The sequence below is a fragment of the Chlorogloeopsis sp. ULAP02 genome (genome assembly GCF_038404745.2).
Lineage (GTDB): Bacteria > Cyanobacteriota > Cyanobacteriia > Cyanobacteriales > Nostocaceae > Chlorogloeopsis.
In genome coordinates this window covers 130,164-145,109 of record NZ_JAYKTT020000044.1, presented here as the reverse complement: position 1 = coordinate 145,109, position 14,946 = coordinate 130,164, and the positions used below count along the sequence as shown (strand labels likewise).

Below are 14,946 nucleotides of genomic sequence, written 5' to 3'. Positions count from 1 at the left end.
CCGTAATGAGTAGCCGCAAATAAGACTTTCGCACAAATAGCACTCGCATTGCAAGCACTTTTCTGTAATTAGCTTTAGACGGTTATCTGTGTGCCATCAAACTTAGTAAACGTGAAGCCGTTAAATTTTTCGTTATACCCCAGTCTTTCGTCTCTGAGGATGCTAATGGCAACTTCTTCTCCCAAAGCCAAGCCAGCTGCACCATCCGAACGCCAATGAATACCGCCATGACCGCGTCCAATATAATAATTAGCTGCTAGCTTGTTCAATTCACCACCGACTGTAAGTGGTGCTCCACTGTAAGGAATTACTTTTGTTGGATCGTTAGGATCGGGTACTACAGGATCGGGGATAATAAAATTCTCGTCAAAAAAGGCTTTCAAAAGGGTAGCTTGTACACCCGCAATAGAAGCAGCACCACCAACATAGGAAGGATGGAAAGGTGCGCCTTCAGGATAGGCATGGGGTAATAGATAGGTGCCAAAGGTGCTAAAAGTTTGAGCTAAAGCTGTGGAATTTAGAACTTCTGAATTAATCGGATAGTCAGTTTTATTGACAAGGTTATTGTAGATTAACCCACCATACGCTTCCGGTCGTAAACGCCGATGTACATAAAACTTTTGCCAGTAACCAACTCTAATGGCTCGTGAAGGAGCTAGGTTAAGTAAAGCTTGAAAATGTGCTGGTGCAAACGTAGCAGCAGAACCTAGTTGAGTCTTTGAGTTGAGATAGGGATTACCTGGGTTTAAGGGTGCTCTAATTCCACCACTAAGAATCAAGAAGGCTCCAAAGAACAAAGCCCCACCGATATGTGCTAATTCACTTAAATCCCGAACAGTGAATACAAAACGACGTGTTGGATCATACTTAATGGACTTACCAGAACTGCCTCCATTCTGAACAGTTAGCCATTCTTCGTAATTAGTGAGGAAGTCATTTTCCTTACCAGCAAGAGCAGTACGGATTAGGGGTGAAATAACCTGGGTATTGTAAGGAATCTCCCGTAACAGAAACTGTGAAATATAAGGGCCTTCTGTCACTCCAGGTGGGATGATATGTTTTGCCGTTCTACCTGAAGAATCGCTTTCATCAACATAGATGACACTACCGCGAAATAGGGTTTGGGGAGTAACACTACCATTCTGTTTTGGCCCTTTAAAAGCTGAAAGATTATTGAGTTCTGCGATCGCTGCCGAGACTTTCGGATCGTCCTCAAATCTATGAAAAGGTACATCTCTCAATAAAGCCTGCCAGTAGAGTTCAACTGCCTCTACTGCTTGTTCTGGACTATCTAGAGTGGGCGCTGGCGGAATTCCCACCTGAGATGCATTGATCCCTTCTAAGCTAATTGCCAATGGGCCTTGAGGGTTGACTAGTTTCCTCGCCCCACCCAGGATAATATTTTCATAGTCATCCGGGTTCTGTGTTGTCAGTGCTCTAATCAAAGAATCATAGGCTTTAAGATCAACTTCGCCTTGCTGGTTGTGCGGTAGTCCCCTAGTGTCAGTGGCGATTTTATTGGAGTAGCGTTCTTCATCACCGTTAGTTGGATGTGGTGGAATCTCAATCTGCTGATTGGCTCGTGCTGCTTCCAGACGCACTTGAAAGGCTTTCTGGCGAAACTGAACATAGTTGAACTGTCTAACAGGATTCCCAGCTTGAGCAATTTCTTGTGCCTGGACAATCCCTTTTTTCTTAGAGAAAGAAGAACCCACCACCCCTGCAACAACGCTAGTAACAGTAAAGATACCAGTATGACCGAGAAATGAGCGTCTTGTAACGCCGCTGCCTAATAAAAATCTGCCACGCTTCCTTCCTGTACCACGAGATTGAAGATTTGTTGTTTCGTTTTGTACTTGTCTATCTTCTTGGGAAGCTTGATGAGAATTGCGATCGGGTTGCATGAGATTATCTCCATTATTAGAAAGTGAAATATCAGAATTGCACTACAAAAGGGTAGGTTCTCTGTAACTAATCCGTCAGCACAGATGCAAAGCAATCTCCGGCAAGAGTAGTTCCAAGATTAGGAAACTTACCCAATACCTGCGTTAAAGTATTGCTAGTAAAGGAAAACAGTCAAAAAACAAGCACGTAAACTACTATCTATGCATATACCGACTAGGACTCTTGAACTAAGAATTTGAGTTCAGAAGCACTACTTGAAACACCTTTTAGAAAGCTTCCTTAAGATACTCCTAACCTGGCATATGCAGTTCAAAGTTGAGAGCCGATCTGCTTATGCTTAGTGAATAAAGTACTTTAAATCGATTAGTTTACCGTATTTGATGCTAAGATAGAATTTTACACAAATATATTTCAAAAGCAAGAGTTGTTATAAAATTACATAAACTTTAGATTCAGAGATATTTAGAAGCTATTCTTCTGACAATATTTTTGTCTAGTTTTAGTAACATCAAAAAAGTCACCAGTCATATTCAAGCTAATGACTAATGACTAGGAAAACAGTTGTATGCTAACTAAACCCACAATTACTACATTCCAATACAGTTCATTTAAGCTTGCAGACTCAAGCTTGAGGGGATTGGAACCAAGTCTGCATTTGCAGGCTTTACCTGTATAACCGCACCTTAAAAGTGTGGGCAATCATTAACTGAACCGTATTACACTATATGCAAAAGATTTAGACTGTCTGAAGCTGGTTGTTAAATAATTCCTTTACTTTGCTCCAAGCGTCAGCAGCAGCTTCTGGATTGTAACTACCACGATGATTGCAGAAAAAACCATGCTCGGCAGGATAGCGGAAGACTTTGTGAGGAATTTGATATTTTTTTAACTCTGCTTCAATTTGCTCTGTTTGCTCTTGAGGAATTCCTGGATCTTGAGTACCAAAGAAGGCGTAAACAGTACCCTTGAGATCTGGGGTACGGGTAATGGTGGGCGCACCACCACCAGGAGTTGAGTTAACAATACCACCACCATAGAAAGATGCTGTAGCCTTAATTTCTGGAAGTGTTGCAGCCAAGTATACAACGTGTCCGCCAAAGCAAAAACCAATAGAAGCGATCGCATCACCATTCACGTTTGGCAAAGTTTTCAGATAGGTAATAGTCGCTTGAATATCACTTAAGATTTCATCTGCTTTGGTTTGTTCTTTGTATTTTCTGCCAATCTGGATATCTTCAGGGGTGTATCCAGCCTGGAAACCAGGAGCAAGGCGCTGAAAAATTGCAGGTGCTATAGCTACATACCCTTCATTAGCTAATCTTTCTGTCACTTCCCGGATGTGAATGTTCACTCCAAAAAATTTCCTGGATCACAATTACTGCTGGAAAAGTTCCTTGAGCAATACCACTGTATACCTACCGATTAACCGTAGTTAATTAATTGTCTTGACATTCTTGTTCCTATATATTTAGATATACTAAATATATGTAAATCTAAGTTTTAGTGTACTTAAATAAGTAAAACTTATAATTTCCCGAAAGTACAAATGCAACAAAGTAATAAACAAGGTTCTGCAAAAGACAAGCATCTGTTTAGTTTCTTTCAGATCCCACCAGCTCTAAAATCTCCAAATGTTTGTTGTTTCGTAATAGGAGAAAGTGTATCTTTTTTTGGCTCTTGGATGACTCAAATTGCCTTGGTATGGATGGTATATCAATTAACTAATTCAGCCATGTTAGTTGGCGTAGCTGGATTTACTAATCAAGCTACAGGTTTAATTATTACTCCTTTGGTGGGTGTGTTACTGGATCGCTGGAATCTACGATATGTTTTATTAACTACTCAGCTAGTCTCTATTTTGCTATCCTCTACTCTAACTTTTCTAACTCTTAGTAATCACATCAGCTTTGTATGGATTATTATCATCGGTATACTTCAGGGAACAGTCAAAGCTTTTGATTTACCAGCACGTCTTGTAACTATTCCCAGACTTGTGGATAACAAAGCAGATACTTATAGCGCCATTTCCATACATTCATTTTTAATTAATACAGCTAAGTTTGTTAGCCCAATGATTGGAGGTTTACTAATTGCTAAAACTGGAACTGCTTCGTGTTTTTTAGTAGATAGTGTCAGCTATATACCATTTATTTTGGCTATCTTAACTACTCAAATTAATTCATTACCTAATCAGTCTCGCACTAAAAAAGATAATATTTGGAAAAATTTAAAAGAAGGTTTTGTATTTGCATATAACTTTTTACCAATAAAATATGTTTTCATTTTGCAAATTGTAATTTGCTTTATGGCAATGACTTATATAAATTTAATACCCATTTTTGCTAAAAATATATTAAATGGTAATGCTGAGACGATGGGATTTCTCATGACAGCCTCAGCACTTGGTTCTATAGTAGCAGGTCTTTATCTAATTCTTCGTAAAGAAGCTACAGGCTTAGGGAAAATAATAGCTCGTTCTGCCATGAGTCTTGGTTTAGGTTTAATACTTTTTTCTCGTTCAGCAAGCTTAGAAACTTGCCTAGTTTTGATTTTTATTGTTGGAATGGCTAATACTCTCACTCTTGCTGCAATTAGTAATTTTATTCAATTAATTCTTGTTGATGAAAATAAAAGAGGTAGAGTTACAAGTATATTTACAACAGGTTTTTTGGGAATACTACCTTTTGGAAATTTATTTTTTGGTGGACTAACAGGTCAAGTTGGAGTTGCTAACGCTTTACTATTTGGTGGTATCTGTTGCTTTATAGGAGCTTGTTTTTTTGCTAGAAAACTACCTAAAATTAAAAATATACTATATCCTATATATTGAGATATGGTTTTGATGTCACAAGTTAAATAAAATATGAGTTTATCTTTTATATTATTAAAGTAATTTCTATTTTCATCTAGTACTGAACTATCTGAAATGAGTAGCAAACAGGAACCTATTATTTATCGTGTCAGTATTGATGGCATTCTACCTTTACACCAAATTCTGATTGCTTGTGGACTAGATTTACAAGCAAGATTTGGTTTAACTCATTGGCTTGCTCCAATATACCCTCTAAAGAGTATGCTTAAAGATGCGGAAAAACTAGAGGTTTATGCTATTAAAGTTGGTAAAAATCTAGTCGGTACTTTTACTTTAGAGTTTGCAACAAAAGTACCTCTCAACTACGTCAAATATGGAAACATATGTTGGCAAGTTGCGAACGTGCCTGCCGTGTATGTGCATAAACTAGCTGTGCTGCCAGAACAACAACAAAAAGGACTAGGTACATGGTGTTTAGGCACTATTGAAAAGTTCGCACTTACACGGAAATATCATGCTGTACGAGTAGATGCTGTGAAAACTCATTCCAAGCTCTTATCTTTCTATAAAAGTCGAGGATATCAGCAGGTAGGAGAGCTAATTTACAATTCTGATACCTGGGTTGATGCCTTTGTTTTTGAAAAAGTTTTGACAACAGAAAATAGTGTCAAAAATCTCATCAAAACTGGAGACAGTAATTATGTGGTTGAATGGGATTAATCATATTCAAGTGACATCTTCCCCGGAAGCAGAAGATGCAATGCTATTTTTCTATAGCAAAGTTTTGGGACTTACTGAAATAGATAAGCCTAAAACAATTAAAGATAATGGAGGGGCTTGGTATGTTTTAGGAGATATTCAAATTCATGTCAGTATAGAAAAAATCCTGATAACGCAACATCTAGACGACATATTTGTTATTCAGTACATGATTTACAGGCTTTTCAGGAACACTTACAAAAGCATCAAGTAGAAATAATTCTTGATAAACAACTCAGACTAGAACGGAAACGTTTCTTTCTTCGCGATCCTGCTGGGAATCGGATCGAAATTGTACAGTTTAAGCATAAATAGAAGGAATTATTGAAATGTTTCGCCCAATCTTTCATATTGCTTTACCTGTTCGAGATCTCGAAGAAACTAAGAACTTTTATGTCACTACTTTTGGTGCTAAAGTTGGTCGTGTACGTGACAAATGGCTCGACATATTTCTTTTTGGAGGACAGGTTACTTTTCACGAACTGCCTTCTGAAGTGTTACCTACGGATAAACATGGTGTGCGTCACTTTGGTGCAATTTTAGCGTGGCAAGATTGGGATATTCTTGCACATCGTTTTAATCAAATGAAAGTTAAATTTAAGATAAAGCCAAATGTTTCTTTTATGGGTACTGACGCAGAACAAGCGAAGATGCTATTGATTGATCCAAGTGGAAATTTGATTGAAATCAAGGCATATAGAAACCCATCTATAGTATTGGAAGTGGAAGACTTGCAACAGCATTAGTAAAAACAATGATTTTTGATCAAGAAGAATTTGAAATACGTTGTGAGTGGGGTACAAAAGGAGCCTCTCAACTTGCACCCATTAGTGACATAATTATTATTGTTGATGTTCTATCTTTTTCAACTGCAACAGAAATTGCTACAAATAATGGTGCAATTATTTATCCATATCAATGGCGTGATGACTCTGCACTTGAATATGCAAAGTCTGTGCAAGCAGAATTGTCAAAAAGTCGTTTCGCCAAAGATGGCTATTCACTTTCCCCTGCATCTCTGACTAAAATTCCTGTGGGAACTAAGCTGGTGATCCCATCACCCAATGGTTCTTCCCTAACTTTACTAACTGGAAAGACTCCTACTATCGCTGGTTGCTTGCGAAACTGTGAGGCGGTAGCAAAATTTGCTCAAAAATATGGATCGAAAATTGCAGTGATTGCCGCAGGTGAAAAATGGGAAGATGGTAGCTTACGTCCAGCTTTTGAAGATTTAATTGGTGCTGGAGCAATCCTTAGTTTCTTGAATGGTAATTTCTCTCCAGAAGCAGAAACTGCTGTAGCAGCATTTAATTATTTTAAAAAAGATTTGCTAGCACACTTAAAAAATTGCAGTTCTGGAAAAGAGTTGATTGCTAAAGGTTTTGAATTTGATGTTGAATTAGCAGCAGCTTTAAATATTAGTGATTGTATACCTTGGTTTAGTGAAAATGCTTACAGTAATTGCCAGATATAAGACTGAAGTTTTTAATTAAAATGGGAACTTCAGCGTTCAGCCATTCCAAGAAGTTTTGATTAATTTCCGCAGGTAAAATTTCTGCAATAAAGTTAGTGTAGTTAATGTACTGGTTAATTACCTTTTCAATCTCATCCCGATAACCTGATTGAGTTTTCACAATTAACACCACCTCTGGTTCTTCTTTAACTTCTCCTTGCCAAACGTAAGCGCAGGTAATCGGAAACCAGTTAACACAAACGGCTAGTTTTTGCTCTAACAAAACACGTCCGTTCTGACGCGCTTCATCTGAATTATTTAAGGTAATGTAGTATAGTTTCATATATAAGCAAGAAAGTAAATTTTATCAATAATGTTTCTGATTACAGTGCTGACACTAATGTAGTGATTCATGTAAAAATAGGAAAATTATCATGTGCTTTTAGCATAAACATAACTATCGGCAACATTAAAATTTAAAATATGGCGATCGCTCTGTTACAAAAGTTCTATTAGTATTCCCACATTCTTTATTTCTATATCTTTATTTTAAATCTACACTAAATTGATAGATTTTTAGGAGTAAATTAATTAGAGTATTACATAAGTTGTATTACGAGTGCCTTGGTTTCAAAATTGATGATGTTGTTAGTATGGGTAAGCGTTTGTGAAGTGATGGTGCAACGCACCCGCCTTCTTGCGATCGCACTTGATAAAATTTGAACACAAGAATTCTCCTTCTATGCTTGCATGGCAGGCTCGAAATCTTACTTAAAATGCAAGTATTCCTAATCCAAAATCGAAAATCCAAACCGGGTAAAAGTAGAGCTAAAACTTATGCAATATAACACTGTTAAAATCACTGGTTTTCACGCCCATATTTACTTCGATACTACAACTCGTGAGGCGGCTGCACATATACGCGAAGGATTAGGCGCTGATTTTAATGTACAGCTTGGACGCTGGCATGAACAGCCCATCGGCCCCCATCCAAAAGCAATGTATCAAGTTGCATTCTCTCCAGAGCAGTTTGGTAAGGTTGTTCCCTGGTTAATGCTCAATCGTGCAGGATTAGATATTCTTATTCATCCGACAACTGGCGATGATGTAGCAGATCATACAGACTATTCTCTTTGGCTAGGAGAGAAGCTAAAGTTAAATATCGAGTTTCTACGACAGGTAAGAGTAACTTGACAAAGCCAAAAGGGGCGATCGCTAATAATCGGTAAAGCTGCGCCATTACCATCAATTAAAATAATCTGCCAGTAGCCTCAGATGAAAATCAACAGCTTCTTGAACTGCTGAAATGTTGCCATCTACTGCCAAAGCTTGCACTCCAGAATTTTTGAGAATATCTGCGACCATAACTTCTCGATTATCGCTCAGTCTCTCAGCTGCTTCCACTCTAAATTGAATTTTCTCGCTATCTGCTGGGGAATTTTTAAACGCAAAGGCACGCTGAGTAAGCGCGGAGAATCAGTTTAGTAATTAAATTAATACTAAAATGACTTTAAACTATTTACTAATAGTCAAAATAAATTATGGACATTTATCAAATAGTATTTCTTAGTGGAATCTTTTTTATAGCCAGCATTGTTAGCGTTATTGCTGGTAGTACATCTTTGATAACTGTGCCTTTGATGCTTGAATTTGGAGTAGAGCCACGTACTGCGATCGCTACTAATATGCTTGCACTAACGTTAATGAGTATTGGTGGAACTTTACCTTTTATTGGTAAAAGAATCATTCAGATCAAACGACTACCATTACTGACGTTATTAACTATAGTAGGGTCATTTTTGGGAGCACTACTTGTACTGATTTTGCCTTCCAAATCAATGCCATTAGTAATTTCTATTTCAATGATAATAGTGACGATATTATCAGTGATTACTCGTAATACTCAAGGTACCAGAATTGAAGTGATACCTCCACGTATAGGAGAAATTGCAGGCTATGTAGCTACTTTCATCCTTGGTATCTATGGTGGCTTTTTTAGTGGTGGTTATGTAACTCTACTCACGGCGGCTTATGTCATGCTGTTTCGGATGACATTTGTGGAGGCGATCGCAACTACTAAGTTTATTAATATTTTTTCATCCTTGATAGCCACAAGTATTTTTATATATCAAGGAATAGTAGATTATTATTTGGGAATAATCCTTGGTATTACGATGTTTTTAGGTGGGATAATTGGAGGTCAGATTACTCTCAAATTGAGTAATGTATGGTTACAGCGTATTTATCTAACGGTAGTTGCTATCCTGGCATTTATCACATTGCGAAAATATCAAGAACAAAATCGCTCATCTAGTACAATCTAGTTCTTAACACCTTCAGTTTAGTAAATAAGTTTTATTTCATCAAATTAAATTTAAAAATCGGTGATTAAAACAATTTTCTGATATATTTTCTAGGCATTACTTTTAATTATTATTCTGAAAAAAATAGTATTTGATTCTTTCTACTAATAAATTTAGAGTAAAACTAGGGTTTTTGATATATTACACCATTTTCAATCCGAGCTAGAGGCTCTAATTAGCGTTTCTAGGTTAAATCCAGAAACAAGATTGGTGGGCTATCACCTTTCAAAATTTAGTAATAGTTTTTACCAAGTTTGGTATTAAAATTAGCTATTTCTATTTAATAAAAACTAGTAATTGAGAAAACCACAATCTTTTTATACATTTATTTGGGGGATGAACGGTGAATATCCTAGAATTTTCCCTGTTAATTTTTATTGGCTCATTCCTGGCTGGCTTTTTAGGGGCGCTAACTGGATTAGGGGGTGGAGTTGTCATTGTACCCTTGTTAACTTCAGTTTTTGGAATTGATATCCGATATGCAATTGGTGCTTCACTGGTGTCTGTAATTGCTACTTCTTGCACGGCTGCATCTACATATATCAAGAAAGGCTATACTAATCTGCGGTTAGGAATGTTTCTAGAAGTAGCAACCATAGGCGGAGCGTTAATTGGAGCTTTAATTGCTTCTTTCATTTCTATGAAAGCACTCACAGTTGTACTTGCGATCGTTCTACTTTATTCAGCTTACCTATCAGGACGACCAAAGTCTAAACATGATGAGAATAACTCACCCGATCCTCTAGCTATAAATCTCAAACTCAATAGCACCTATCCAACTTCTAATGGGCTGATGTCTTACCAAGTTAATTGTGTACCAATTGGGTTTTGCATCATGTTTGTAGCAGGAGTGCTTTCTGGGTTACTTGGCATTGGTTCCGGTGCATTCAAGGTTTTGGCAATGGATCAGGCTATGGGTTTGCCGTTTAAAGTTTCCACAAGCACCAGTAATTTTATGATTGGTGTGACAGCAGCAGCATCAGCGAGTTTGTACCTAGCATGGGGTTATATCGAGCCAGCGGTAACAATGCCCGTGATGTTGGGCGTATTGCCTGGTGCTTTATTAGGGGCAAAAACTTTAGTAGGGGCTAATACTCAAACTTTGAGAATTGTCTTTAGTTTAGTACTTGTGGTCATGGCATTAAAAATGGTTTACAACAGTTTAGCCGGAGGATTTTAAGATGCATCTATCTAATTTTCATCATTTTGGTAGTGGTGATAATGATGAACAAAGTATGTCTAAATCTGCGTGCCAGGATAATTACGCAAAAACATCTAACGAGCAGCAATTTGAGCAGTTAATCAGCAGCTTATTAAAATATGGTGTTCTTCTTGCTTGTTCTACAGTTTTGGTAGGTGGAATTTTATATTTAATTCGCTATGGTACAGAACCTGCTAACTACCAATTTTTTGAAGGACAACCATCTGTGTTAGATGCTCCCAAGCTTGTATTCAGAGGCATTTTGTCATGTAGCTACAACAGTATCATTATATTTGGGCTTCTACAATTAATTGCTATTCCTGTAATTCGTGTTGCACTTTCAGTATTTGCTTATATGTGGCAAAAAGATTTTACTTATACGATGATGACGCTTCTAGCACTTTCTGGGCTAATTTATAGCTTTATAGCAGCATATTAATCAAGTAAATCAACACAAATACATTAAAAATGCAGTTCTCCGACTTCTTGACAAAGTCGGAGAAATGAGAGTGCATATTTTTTGGCACTGCTAGTTTTAGTCTTTTTAGAGATTGCTTTAGCTGCTGTCAAAGCGATCGCTCTGACTACGATGCTTTCAAAGACTAAAAGACAAACAGCAAAAGGTAAGTCAAAACTGTTGAAATTCATCTCTCTCGATTAAGCGAATAGAGCCATAGGTTTTGGCGAGCAGTATTGGTGCGGGAAGAATATCTAAGTGAGTTTTATTGGCTTTTGCAAACTTCAATTACTTCTGGTTATTGTTTCAAACAAAAAATACGTTTGACCGTATCAGCGAGAAAATCTAAAGTAAAACCAAGGTTGCCAATGAACTCAGGCAACAACAGCAGACGATAAATTATTCTGTTAACACAGCCTTACCTAGATATCAAACATCTAGTCTGCCTAAAAGTTTGCCAAAAAATCTCTAGTTATCAAAGGAGAAAAATCATGAAACTTCTGAAAGTTGCACTTGTAGTTGCAGTTCTGTTTGTTAACTTACTTGTCGCCCAACCCTCTTGGGCAGATCCTAGCTACAAAAAAAATCCAGACTACATCGAAGTCACAAAAACTATCAAAGAATTGAAGAAAAATACTGAAGGTACAATTTCCGCAGATTTACAACGTCAAATTGATGAATTAGAGTTTCAAAAAGCAGCGATAGAGTCAGGGATAGCTTGGGGACAATGTCGCAACGAGACTGGCAGTAACTTGGCAATTTACGGTAATGCTGGCGAAGAGTCAGAAGAATCTGAGAGCAATCAACTTTACTTTCTAGCCAACGGGCAAACTACACCAGATCAATGGGATTGTCAGGGTGTTTACCTGCCTGGTGATGTGAAAATTGCAGGATTGGATAAAACTGGTGCTGTTGCCATCAAGATTATGGATGGGACACAACTTTTAGTCAAGAAAAACCCAGATACTTCTAAATTAGAATTCAATCTTCCTAATGCCAAGTTTGTTAAACCTGGTGAAAAAGATTGGTTTATCCCGAATGTATCGCAAGCTTTTGTTGATTCTCGCATTCCCAATACATTGACAAGTGGAGATAATGGCTAAGTTCGAGATTGTAACAAAGTTAGTCAAATCGATATTGAGTTAATTTTTTGGGTGATTAAATAGGGCGGGAACTAATAGGAATTTTGATTTTAGATGCAGATGTTGAAATCCTCAAGCCTAACCCTATTTTCATTAAAATAAATTTTCATAACTCAATGTCTAAGTATGGGAATTACTGGAGAAATCAGAATGTTAGAACAGCTAACTGGACACTTGGTTGCAGATTTATCTATTAAAACCTTTAGTCTTTTACTGGTATTAGTCGCTTTAGAAACTGTTCTGTCTGCTGACAATGCAGTTGCCTTAGCAGCAATAGCTCAAGATATTGAAGATCCACAACAACAACGTCAAGCTCTAAATTGGGGATTAATTATTGCCTTGGTTCTACGAATTTCCTTACTTTTTACAGCAACGTGGGTGATCCAGTTTTGGCAGTTTGAGTTGGGAGGAGCACTTTACCTTTTGTGGTTATCTCTAAAGCATTTTTGGAACTATTTTTACCCGAATATAGCAGAAGAGCAAACTGTTGACTCTCCAAAAGATAAAAATTATCAATTTGGGCAAATTATTCTTTTAATTGCTTTTACAGATTTGGCATTTTCTCTAGATAGTGTCACAGCCGCAGTTGCAGTCTCTAGTAAAACATGGTTAGTTTTGACTGGTTGCATTATTGGTATTATCACCCTGCGATTTATGGCTGGCTTATTTGTACACTGGCTGTCTGAGTTTACCTATTTGTTAGATGCTGCTTATTTAACAGTATTTGGTGTAGGCGTGAGATTAATGTTTAAAGCTTTAATACCAGACCATGTACCGCCTCAGTGGTTGATGCTAACTTTAATTGTATTTTTGTTTATCTGGGGATTTTCTAAGCGAGTTACACCAGAAGCTCAGGAAATATTAAATATCGATATTTGTGAAAAAACAAGAAGATGAACTGAATTTAAATCAAGATGTTTTTATTAGGAAAGATAAAACTATGAACTTAGAATCGGCGACGAGTATTCACAAACAAAATTTAGCTCACAATCCAAATTTTGTTGAAGAGACTAGAGAAATTAATCTAGAATCTGCAAAGACTATTAATAAACAAAATTCGGCATCAAAACAAAATAAAGATATTCAAGCGATTGTAAGAATTGTTTTGTTGTTGTTAGTTTTGACCATTATTTGCAGCTTTTTTGTGATTGTCAATCCTGGACAGCGAGGAGTTTTGATGCGTTTTGGTGAGGTGCAACCAGAAATTCTCACTGAAGGAATTCACCCAGTAATCCCAATTGTTAATACTGTCGAACAGCTAAGTATACGAGTGCAAAACCAGGAGATTTCTGCTGAAGCTTTATCTCGTGATCTTCAGAATGTTTACACAGATGTGGCATTGAATTGGCACATTGCTCCAGAAAAAGTCAATATCATTTTTCAACGTATAGGAAATCAAAAAGCTGTTGTCCATCGTATTATTAACCCTGCTGTTAAAGAAGTCTTAAAAGCAGTGATGGCAATGTATACAGCTGAAGAAATAATTACCACACGCACAGAGGTGAAAGCTGAGGTTGATCAAGCCTTAACCTCTCGATTGGCAACTTACAATATAGAAATAGATGATATTTCTCTAGTAAATATTCATTTCACAGAGCAGTTTAATAAGGCAGTAGAAGCAAAACAAATTGCCGAGCAAGAAGCTAAACGTGCAGGATTTATAGCTATGAAAGCAGAAAATCAAGCAAAAGCAAAAGTAAATTTAGCTAAAGGAGAAGCCAAAGCACACCAATTAATTATGGAATCGCTGACACCAGCAATTTTACAACGACAGGCGATCGCTAAATGGGATGGTAGAATGCCTTGGATTTCAGCAGGTGGTGGTGATAATACTAGACTCTTTCAATTAGAGTTAGATGAAATTGTCAAAGCAGCTCAGAAAAACCCTAATCAAGTAAGAGTAGAATCTCGCTCTGAACTGACTTCTGCACTTTTAAAAGATAAATAAAATGAATGACTTTTTCACTGCAATTTCAACTGGATTTGCTGCCTTCGCCGCTACTAATTTGGATGATATTGTAGTTCTGCTACTGTTTTTCTCGCAAGTTAATGCAAACTTTCGGCATCAACATATTGTCATCGGACAGTATTTAGGTTTTACGGCACTCGTGCTTGCCAGTTTGCCCAGTTTCTTTGGTGGTAGGCTTTTTCCAGAAGCTTGGATTGGACTTTTGGGTACGGTTCCAATTGCCATTGGTATTAATCGTTTGCTTAATCCAGAGAGTGATGAGGATGAAACCCCACTAGAACCCGAACAGTTCCACAATTCCTGGCTAGCTAGCCTGTTCTCACCTCAAGCTTATGGGGTTGCAGCTGTAACCATCGCTAATGGCGGTGATAATCTCAGTATCTATGTGCCGTTATTCGCTAGCAGTACATGGGAAGATTTGGGAGTGATTCTGACAGTCTTCTTTTCTTTAGTTGCGGTTTGGTGCTATGCCGCCTATCGATTTACTCAAGTTCCTAAACTTACTAAACTCTTCACTAGCTACGGCAGTTATTTTATTCCTTTTGTCTTAATAGGATTGGGTATCTTCATTTTGCTTGATAGCCACACTTTAGAAAATCGTGGTTTAGCTGTACTCACTGTGGCAATTATCGGTTTCTGTTTAATGACGGAGGCTAGAGATGTTTTTGGAGATTCTACATAATCTTTGCTAATACGATTTCCCTAAATTTTGGCTACAGATGGAAAAAGGTTTGTAATTGCGCTTAAGCGCTACTACAAACTATGTGTAGCCTTAATTTGGAAAATTGGTATAAAGCTTGCAACCGGAAACCTTGGTTCTGTGTCATTTGCCCTTTTTGATAATCAAAAATTATTCTCCCGTTTATACTGTGGTATTTGCGGTGA

18 protein-coding genes and 1 pseudogene are annotated in these 14,946 nt (G+C 37.3%); 14 read left to right on the top strand and 5 right to left on the bottom strand.

Translation table 11 applies throughout. The features are described 5' to 3' along the window. Positions 1-74 precede the first annotated feature (74 nt). Together U2718_RS15560 and U2718_RS15555 are read right to left on the bottom strand one after the other, a co-directional pair. Positions 75-1,904 (bottom strand): vanadium-dependent haloperoxidase, encoded by a 1,830-nt coding sequence (locus U2718_RS15560; RefSeq protein ID WP_341998833.1) that lies wholly within the window; start codon positions 1,902-1,904, stop codon positions 75-77. Positions 1,905-2,641: 737 nt separating this feature from the next. Then, positions 2,642-3,299: pseudogene (locus tag U2718_RS15555) on the bottom strand (dienelactone hydrolase family protein); the annotation flags it as partial. 152 nt (positions 3,300-3,451) lie between these two features. Here U2718_RS15555 and U2718_RS15550 point away from each other — a divergent pair. The 6 genes from U2718_RS15550 to U2718_RS15525 all read left to right on the top strand — a co-directional run bounded on the left by U2718_RS15550 (position 3,452) and on the right by U2718_RS15525 (position 6,950). Then, positions 3,452-4,735: an MFS transporter gene (locus tag U2718_RS15550; RefSeq protein ID WP_341998835.1), complete on the top strand. Its 1,284-nt coding sequence runs from the start codon at positions 3,452-3,454 to the stop codon at positions 4,733-4,735. Between the two features lie 96 nt (positions 4,736-4,831). Then, a complete protein-coding gene (locus U2718_RS15545; RefSeq protein ID WP_341998837.1) occupies positions 4,832-5,437 on the top strand; it encodes a GNAT family N-acetyltransferase in 606 nt (201 codons plus the stop codon). Beyond that, the gene (locus tag U2718_RS15540) at positions 5,418-5,690 is read left to right on the top strand and encodes a hypothetical protein (RefSeq protein ID WP_341999073.1); all 273 of its coding nucleotides are present in this window, start codon (positions 5,418-5,420) and stop codon (positions 5,688-5,690) included. Before U2718_RS15545 ends, U2718_RS15540 begins: the two co-directional genes overlap by 20 nt. Continuing rightward, positions 5,630-5,791 (top strand): VOC family protein, encoded by a 162-nt coding sequence (locus U2718_RS15535; RefSeq protein WP_341999061.1) that lies wholly within the window; start codon positions 5,630-5,632, stop codon positions 5,789-5,791. The genes U2718_RS15540 and U2718_RS15535 overlap by 61 nt, the downstream gene beginning before the upstream one ends. Before the next feature lie 14 nt (positions 5,792-5,805). Further along, positions 5,806-6,222 carry a VOC family protein gene (locus U2718_RS15530; protein WP_341998839.1) on the top strand — a complete coding sequence of 139 codons (417 nt, stop codon included), beginning with the start codon at positions 5,806-5,808 and terminating at the stop codon, positions 6,220-6,222. A gap of 8 nt (positions 6,223-6,230) precedes the next feature. Continuing rightward, positions 6,231-6,950 (top strand): 2-phosphosulfolactate phosphatase, encoded by a 720-nt coding sequence (locus U2718_RS15525; RefSeq protein ID WP_341998841.1) that lies wholly within the window; start codon positions 6,231-6,233, stop codon positions 6,948-6,950. Here the strand turns inward: U2718_RS15525 and cutA are convergent. After that, positions 6,916-7,272 carry a divalent-cation tolerance protein CutA gene (gene cutA, locus U2718_RS15520; protein WP_341998843.1) on the bottom strand — a complete coding sequence of 119 codons (357 nt, stop codon included), beginning with the start codon at positions 7,270-7,272 and terminating at the stop codon, positions 6,916-6,918. The two genes, U2718_RS15525 and cutA, sit on opposite strands and share 35 nt — an antisense overlap. A gap of 494 nt (positions 7,273-7,766) precedes the next feature. On the opposite strand from cutA, the gene U2718_RS15515 reads away from it, so the two are divergent. Beyond that, on the top strand, positions 7,767-8,123 hold the full coding sequence (locus U2718_RS15515; protein WP_341998845.1) for a DOPA 4,5-dioxygenase family protein: 357 nt from the start codon (positions 7,767-7,769) through the stop codon (positions 8,121-8,123). Between the two features lie 51 nt (positions 8,124-8,174). Here U2718_RS15515 and U2718_RS15510 read toward each other — a convergent pair whose 3' ends face one another. Further along, positions 8,175-8,333, bottom strand: a complete 159-nt coding sequence (locus U2718_RS15510) for a hypothetical protein (protein WP_341998847.1) — start codon at positions 8,331-8,333, stop codon at positions 8,175-8,177. Between the two features lie 137 nt (positions 8,334-8,470). Between U2718_RS15510 and U2718_RS15505 the strand changes: the two genes are divergently transcribed. From U2718_RS15505 to U2718_RS15495, 3 genes are all read left to right on the top strand, one after another. Continuing rightward, a complete protein-coding gene (locus U2718_RS15505; RefSeq protein WP_341998849.1) occupies positions 8,471-9,253 on the top strand; it encodes a sulfite exporter TauE/SafE family protein in 783 nt (260 codons plus the stop codon). 382 nt (positions 9,254-9,635) lie between these two features. Continuing rightward, positions 9,636-10,472 carry a sulfite exporter TauE/SafE family protein gene (locus U2718_RS15500; RefSeq protein WP_341998851.1) on the top strand — a complete coding sequence of 279 codons (837 nt, stop codon included), beginning with the start codon at positions 9,636-9,638 and terminating at the stop codon, positions 10,470-10,472. Position 10,473: 1 nt separating this feature from the next. Next, positions 10,474-10,932: a DUF1634 domain-containing protein gene (locus U2718_RS15495; protein WP_341998853.1), complete on the top strand. Its 459-nt coding sequence runs from the start codon at positions 10,474-10,476 to the stop codon at positions 10,930-10,932. Positions 10,933-10,955: 23 nt separating this feature from the next. Here the strand turns inward: U2718_RS15495 and U2718_RS15490 are convergent, their stop codons facing one another. Next, positions 10,956-11,141, bottom strand: coding sequence for a hypothetical protein (locus tag U2718_RS15490; RefSeq protein ID WP_341998855.1), 186 nt, complete (start codon positions 11,139-11,141; stop codon positions 10,956-10,958). Between the two features lie 300 nt (positions 11,142-11,441). On the opposite strand from U2718_RS15490, the gene U2718_RS15485 reads away from it, so the two are divergent. From U2718_RS15485 to U2718_RS15470, 4 genes are all read left to right on the top strand, one after another. After that, a complete protein-coding gene (locus U2718_RS15485; protein ID WP_341998857.1) occupies positions 11,442-12,053 on the top strand; it encodes a hypothetical protein in 612 nt (203 codons plus the stop codon). Positions 12,054-12,242: 189 nt separating this feature from the next. Continuing rightward, positions 12,243-12,989, top strand: coding sequence for a TerC family protein (locus U2718_RS15480; protein ID WP_341998858.1), 747 nt, complete (start codon positions 12,243-12,245; stop codon positions 12,987-12,989). Between the two features lie 43 nt (positions 12,990-13,032). Continuing rightward, positions 13,033-14,040: a prohibitin family protein gene (locus U2718_RS15475; RefSeq protein ID WP_341998860.1), complete on the top strand. Its 1,008-nt coding sequence runs from the start codon at positions 13,033-13,035 to the stop codon at positions 14,038-14,040. 1 nt (position 14,041) lies between these two features. Beyond that, the gene (locus U2718_RS15470; RefSeq protein WP_341998862.1) at positions 14,042-14,743 is read left to right on the top strand and encodes a cadmium resistance transporter; all 702 of its coding nucleotides are present in this window, start codon (positions 14,042-14,044) and stop codon (positions 14,741-14,743) included. Positions 14,744-14,946 lie beyond the last annotated feature (203 nt).

Excerpts from the sequence above, each read along its gene's own strand:
- U2718_RS15560 (WP_341998833.1), bottom strand. The coding sequence starts at position 1,904 with ATGCAACCCGATCGCAATTCTCATCAAGCTTCCCAAGAAGATAGACAA.
- U2718_RS15550 (WP_341998835.1), top strand. The coding sequence starts at position 3,452 with ATGCAACAAAGTAATAAACAAGGTTCTGCAAAAGACAAGCATCTGTTT.
- U2718_RS15545 (WP_341998837.1), top strand. The coding sequence starts at position 4,832 with ATGAGTAGCAAACAGGAACCTATTATTTATCGTGTCAGTATTGATGGC.
- U2718_RS15540 (WP_341999073.1), top strand. The coding sequence starts at position 5,418 with ATGTGGTTGAATGGGATTAATCATATTCAAGTGACATCTTCCCCGGAA.
- U2718_RS15530 (WP_341998839.1), top strand. The coding sequence starts at position 5,806 with ATGTTTCGCCCAATCTTTCATATTGCTTTACCTGTTCGAGATCTCGAA.
- U2718_RS15525 (WP_341998841.1), top strand. The coding sequence starts at position 6,231 with ATGATTTTTGATCAAGAAGAATTTGAAATACGTTGTGAGTGGGGTACA.
- cutA (WP_341998843.1), bottom strand. The coding sequence starts at position 7,272 with ATGAAACTATACTACATTACCTTAAATAATTCAGATGAAGCGCGTCAG.
- U2718_RS15515 (WP_341998845.1), top strand. The coding sequence starts at position 7,767 with ATGCAATATAACACTGTTAAAATCACTGGTTTTCACGCCCATATTTAC.
- U2718_RS15505 (WP_341998849.1), top strand. The coding sequence starts at position 8,471 with ATGGACATTTATCAAATAGTATTTCTTAGTGGAATCTTTTTTATAGCC.
- U2718_RS15495 (WP_341998853.1), top strand. The coding sequence starts at position 10,474 with ATGCATCTATCTAATTTTCATCATTTTGGTAGTGGTGATAATGATGAA.
- U2718_RS15490 (WP_341998855.1), bottom strand. The coding sequence starts at position 11,141 with ATGAATTTCAACAGTTTTGACTTACCTTTTGCTGTTTGTCTTTTAGTC.
- U2718_RS15485 (WP_341998857.1), top strand. The coding sequence starts at position 11,442 with ATGAAACTTCTGAAAGTTGCACTTGTAGTTGCAGTTCTGTTTGTTAAC.
- U2718_RS15480 (WP_341998858.1), top strand. The coding sequence starts at position 12,243 with ATGTTAGAACAGCTAACTGGACACTTGGTTGCAGATTTATCTATTAAA.
- U2718_RS15475 (WP_341998860.1), top strand. The coding sequence starts at position 13,033 with ATGAACTTAGAATCGGCGACGAGTATTCACAAACAAAATTTAGCTCAC.
- U2718_RS15470 (WP_341998862.1), top strand. The coding sequence starts at position 14,042 with ATGAATGACTTTTTCACTGCAATTTCAACTGGATTTGCTGCCTTCGCC.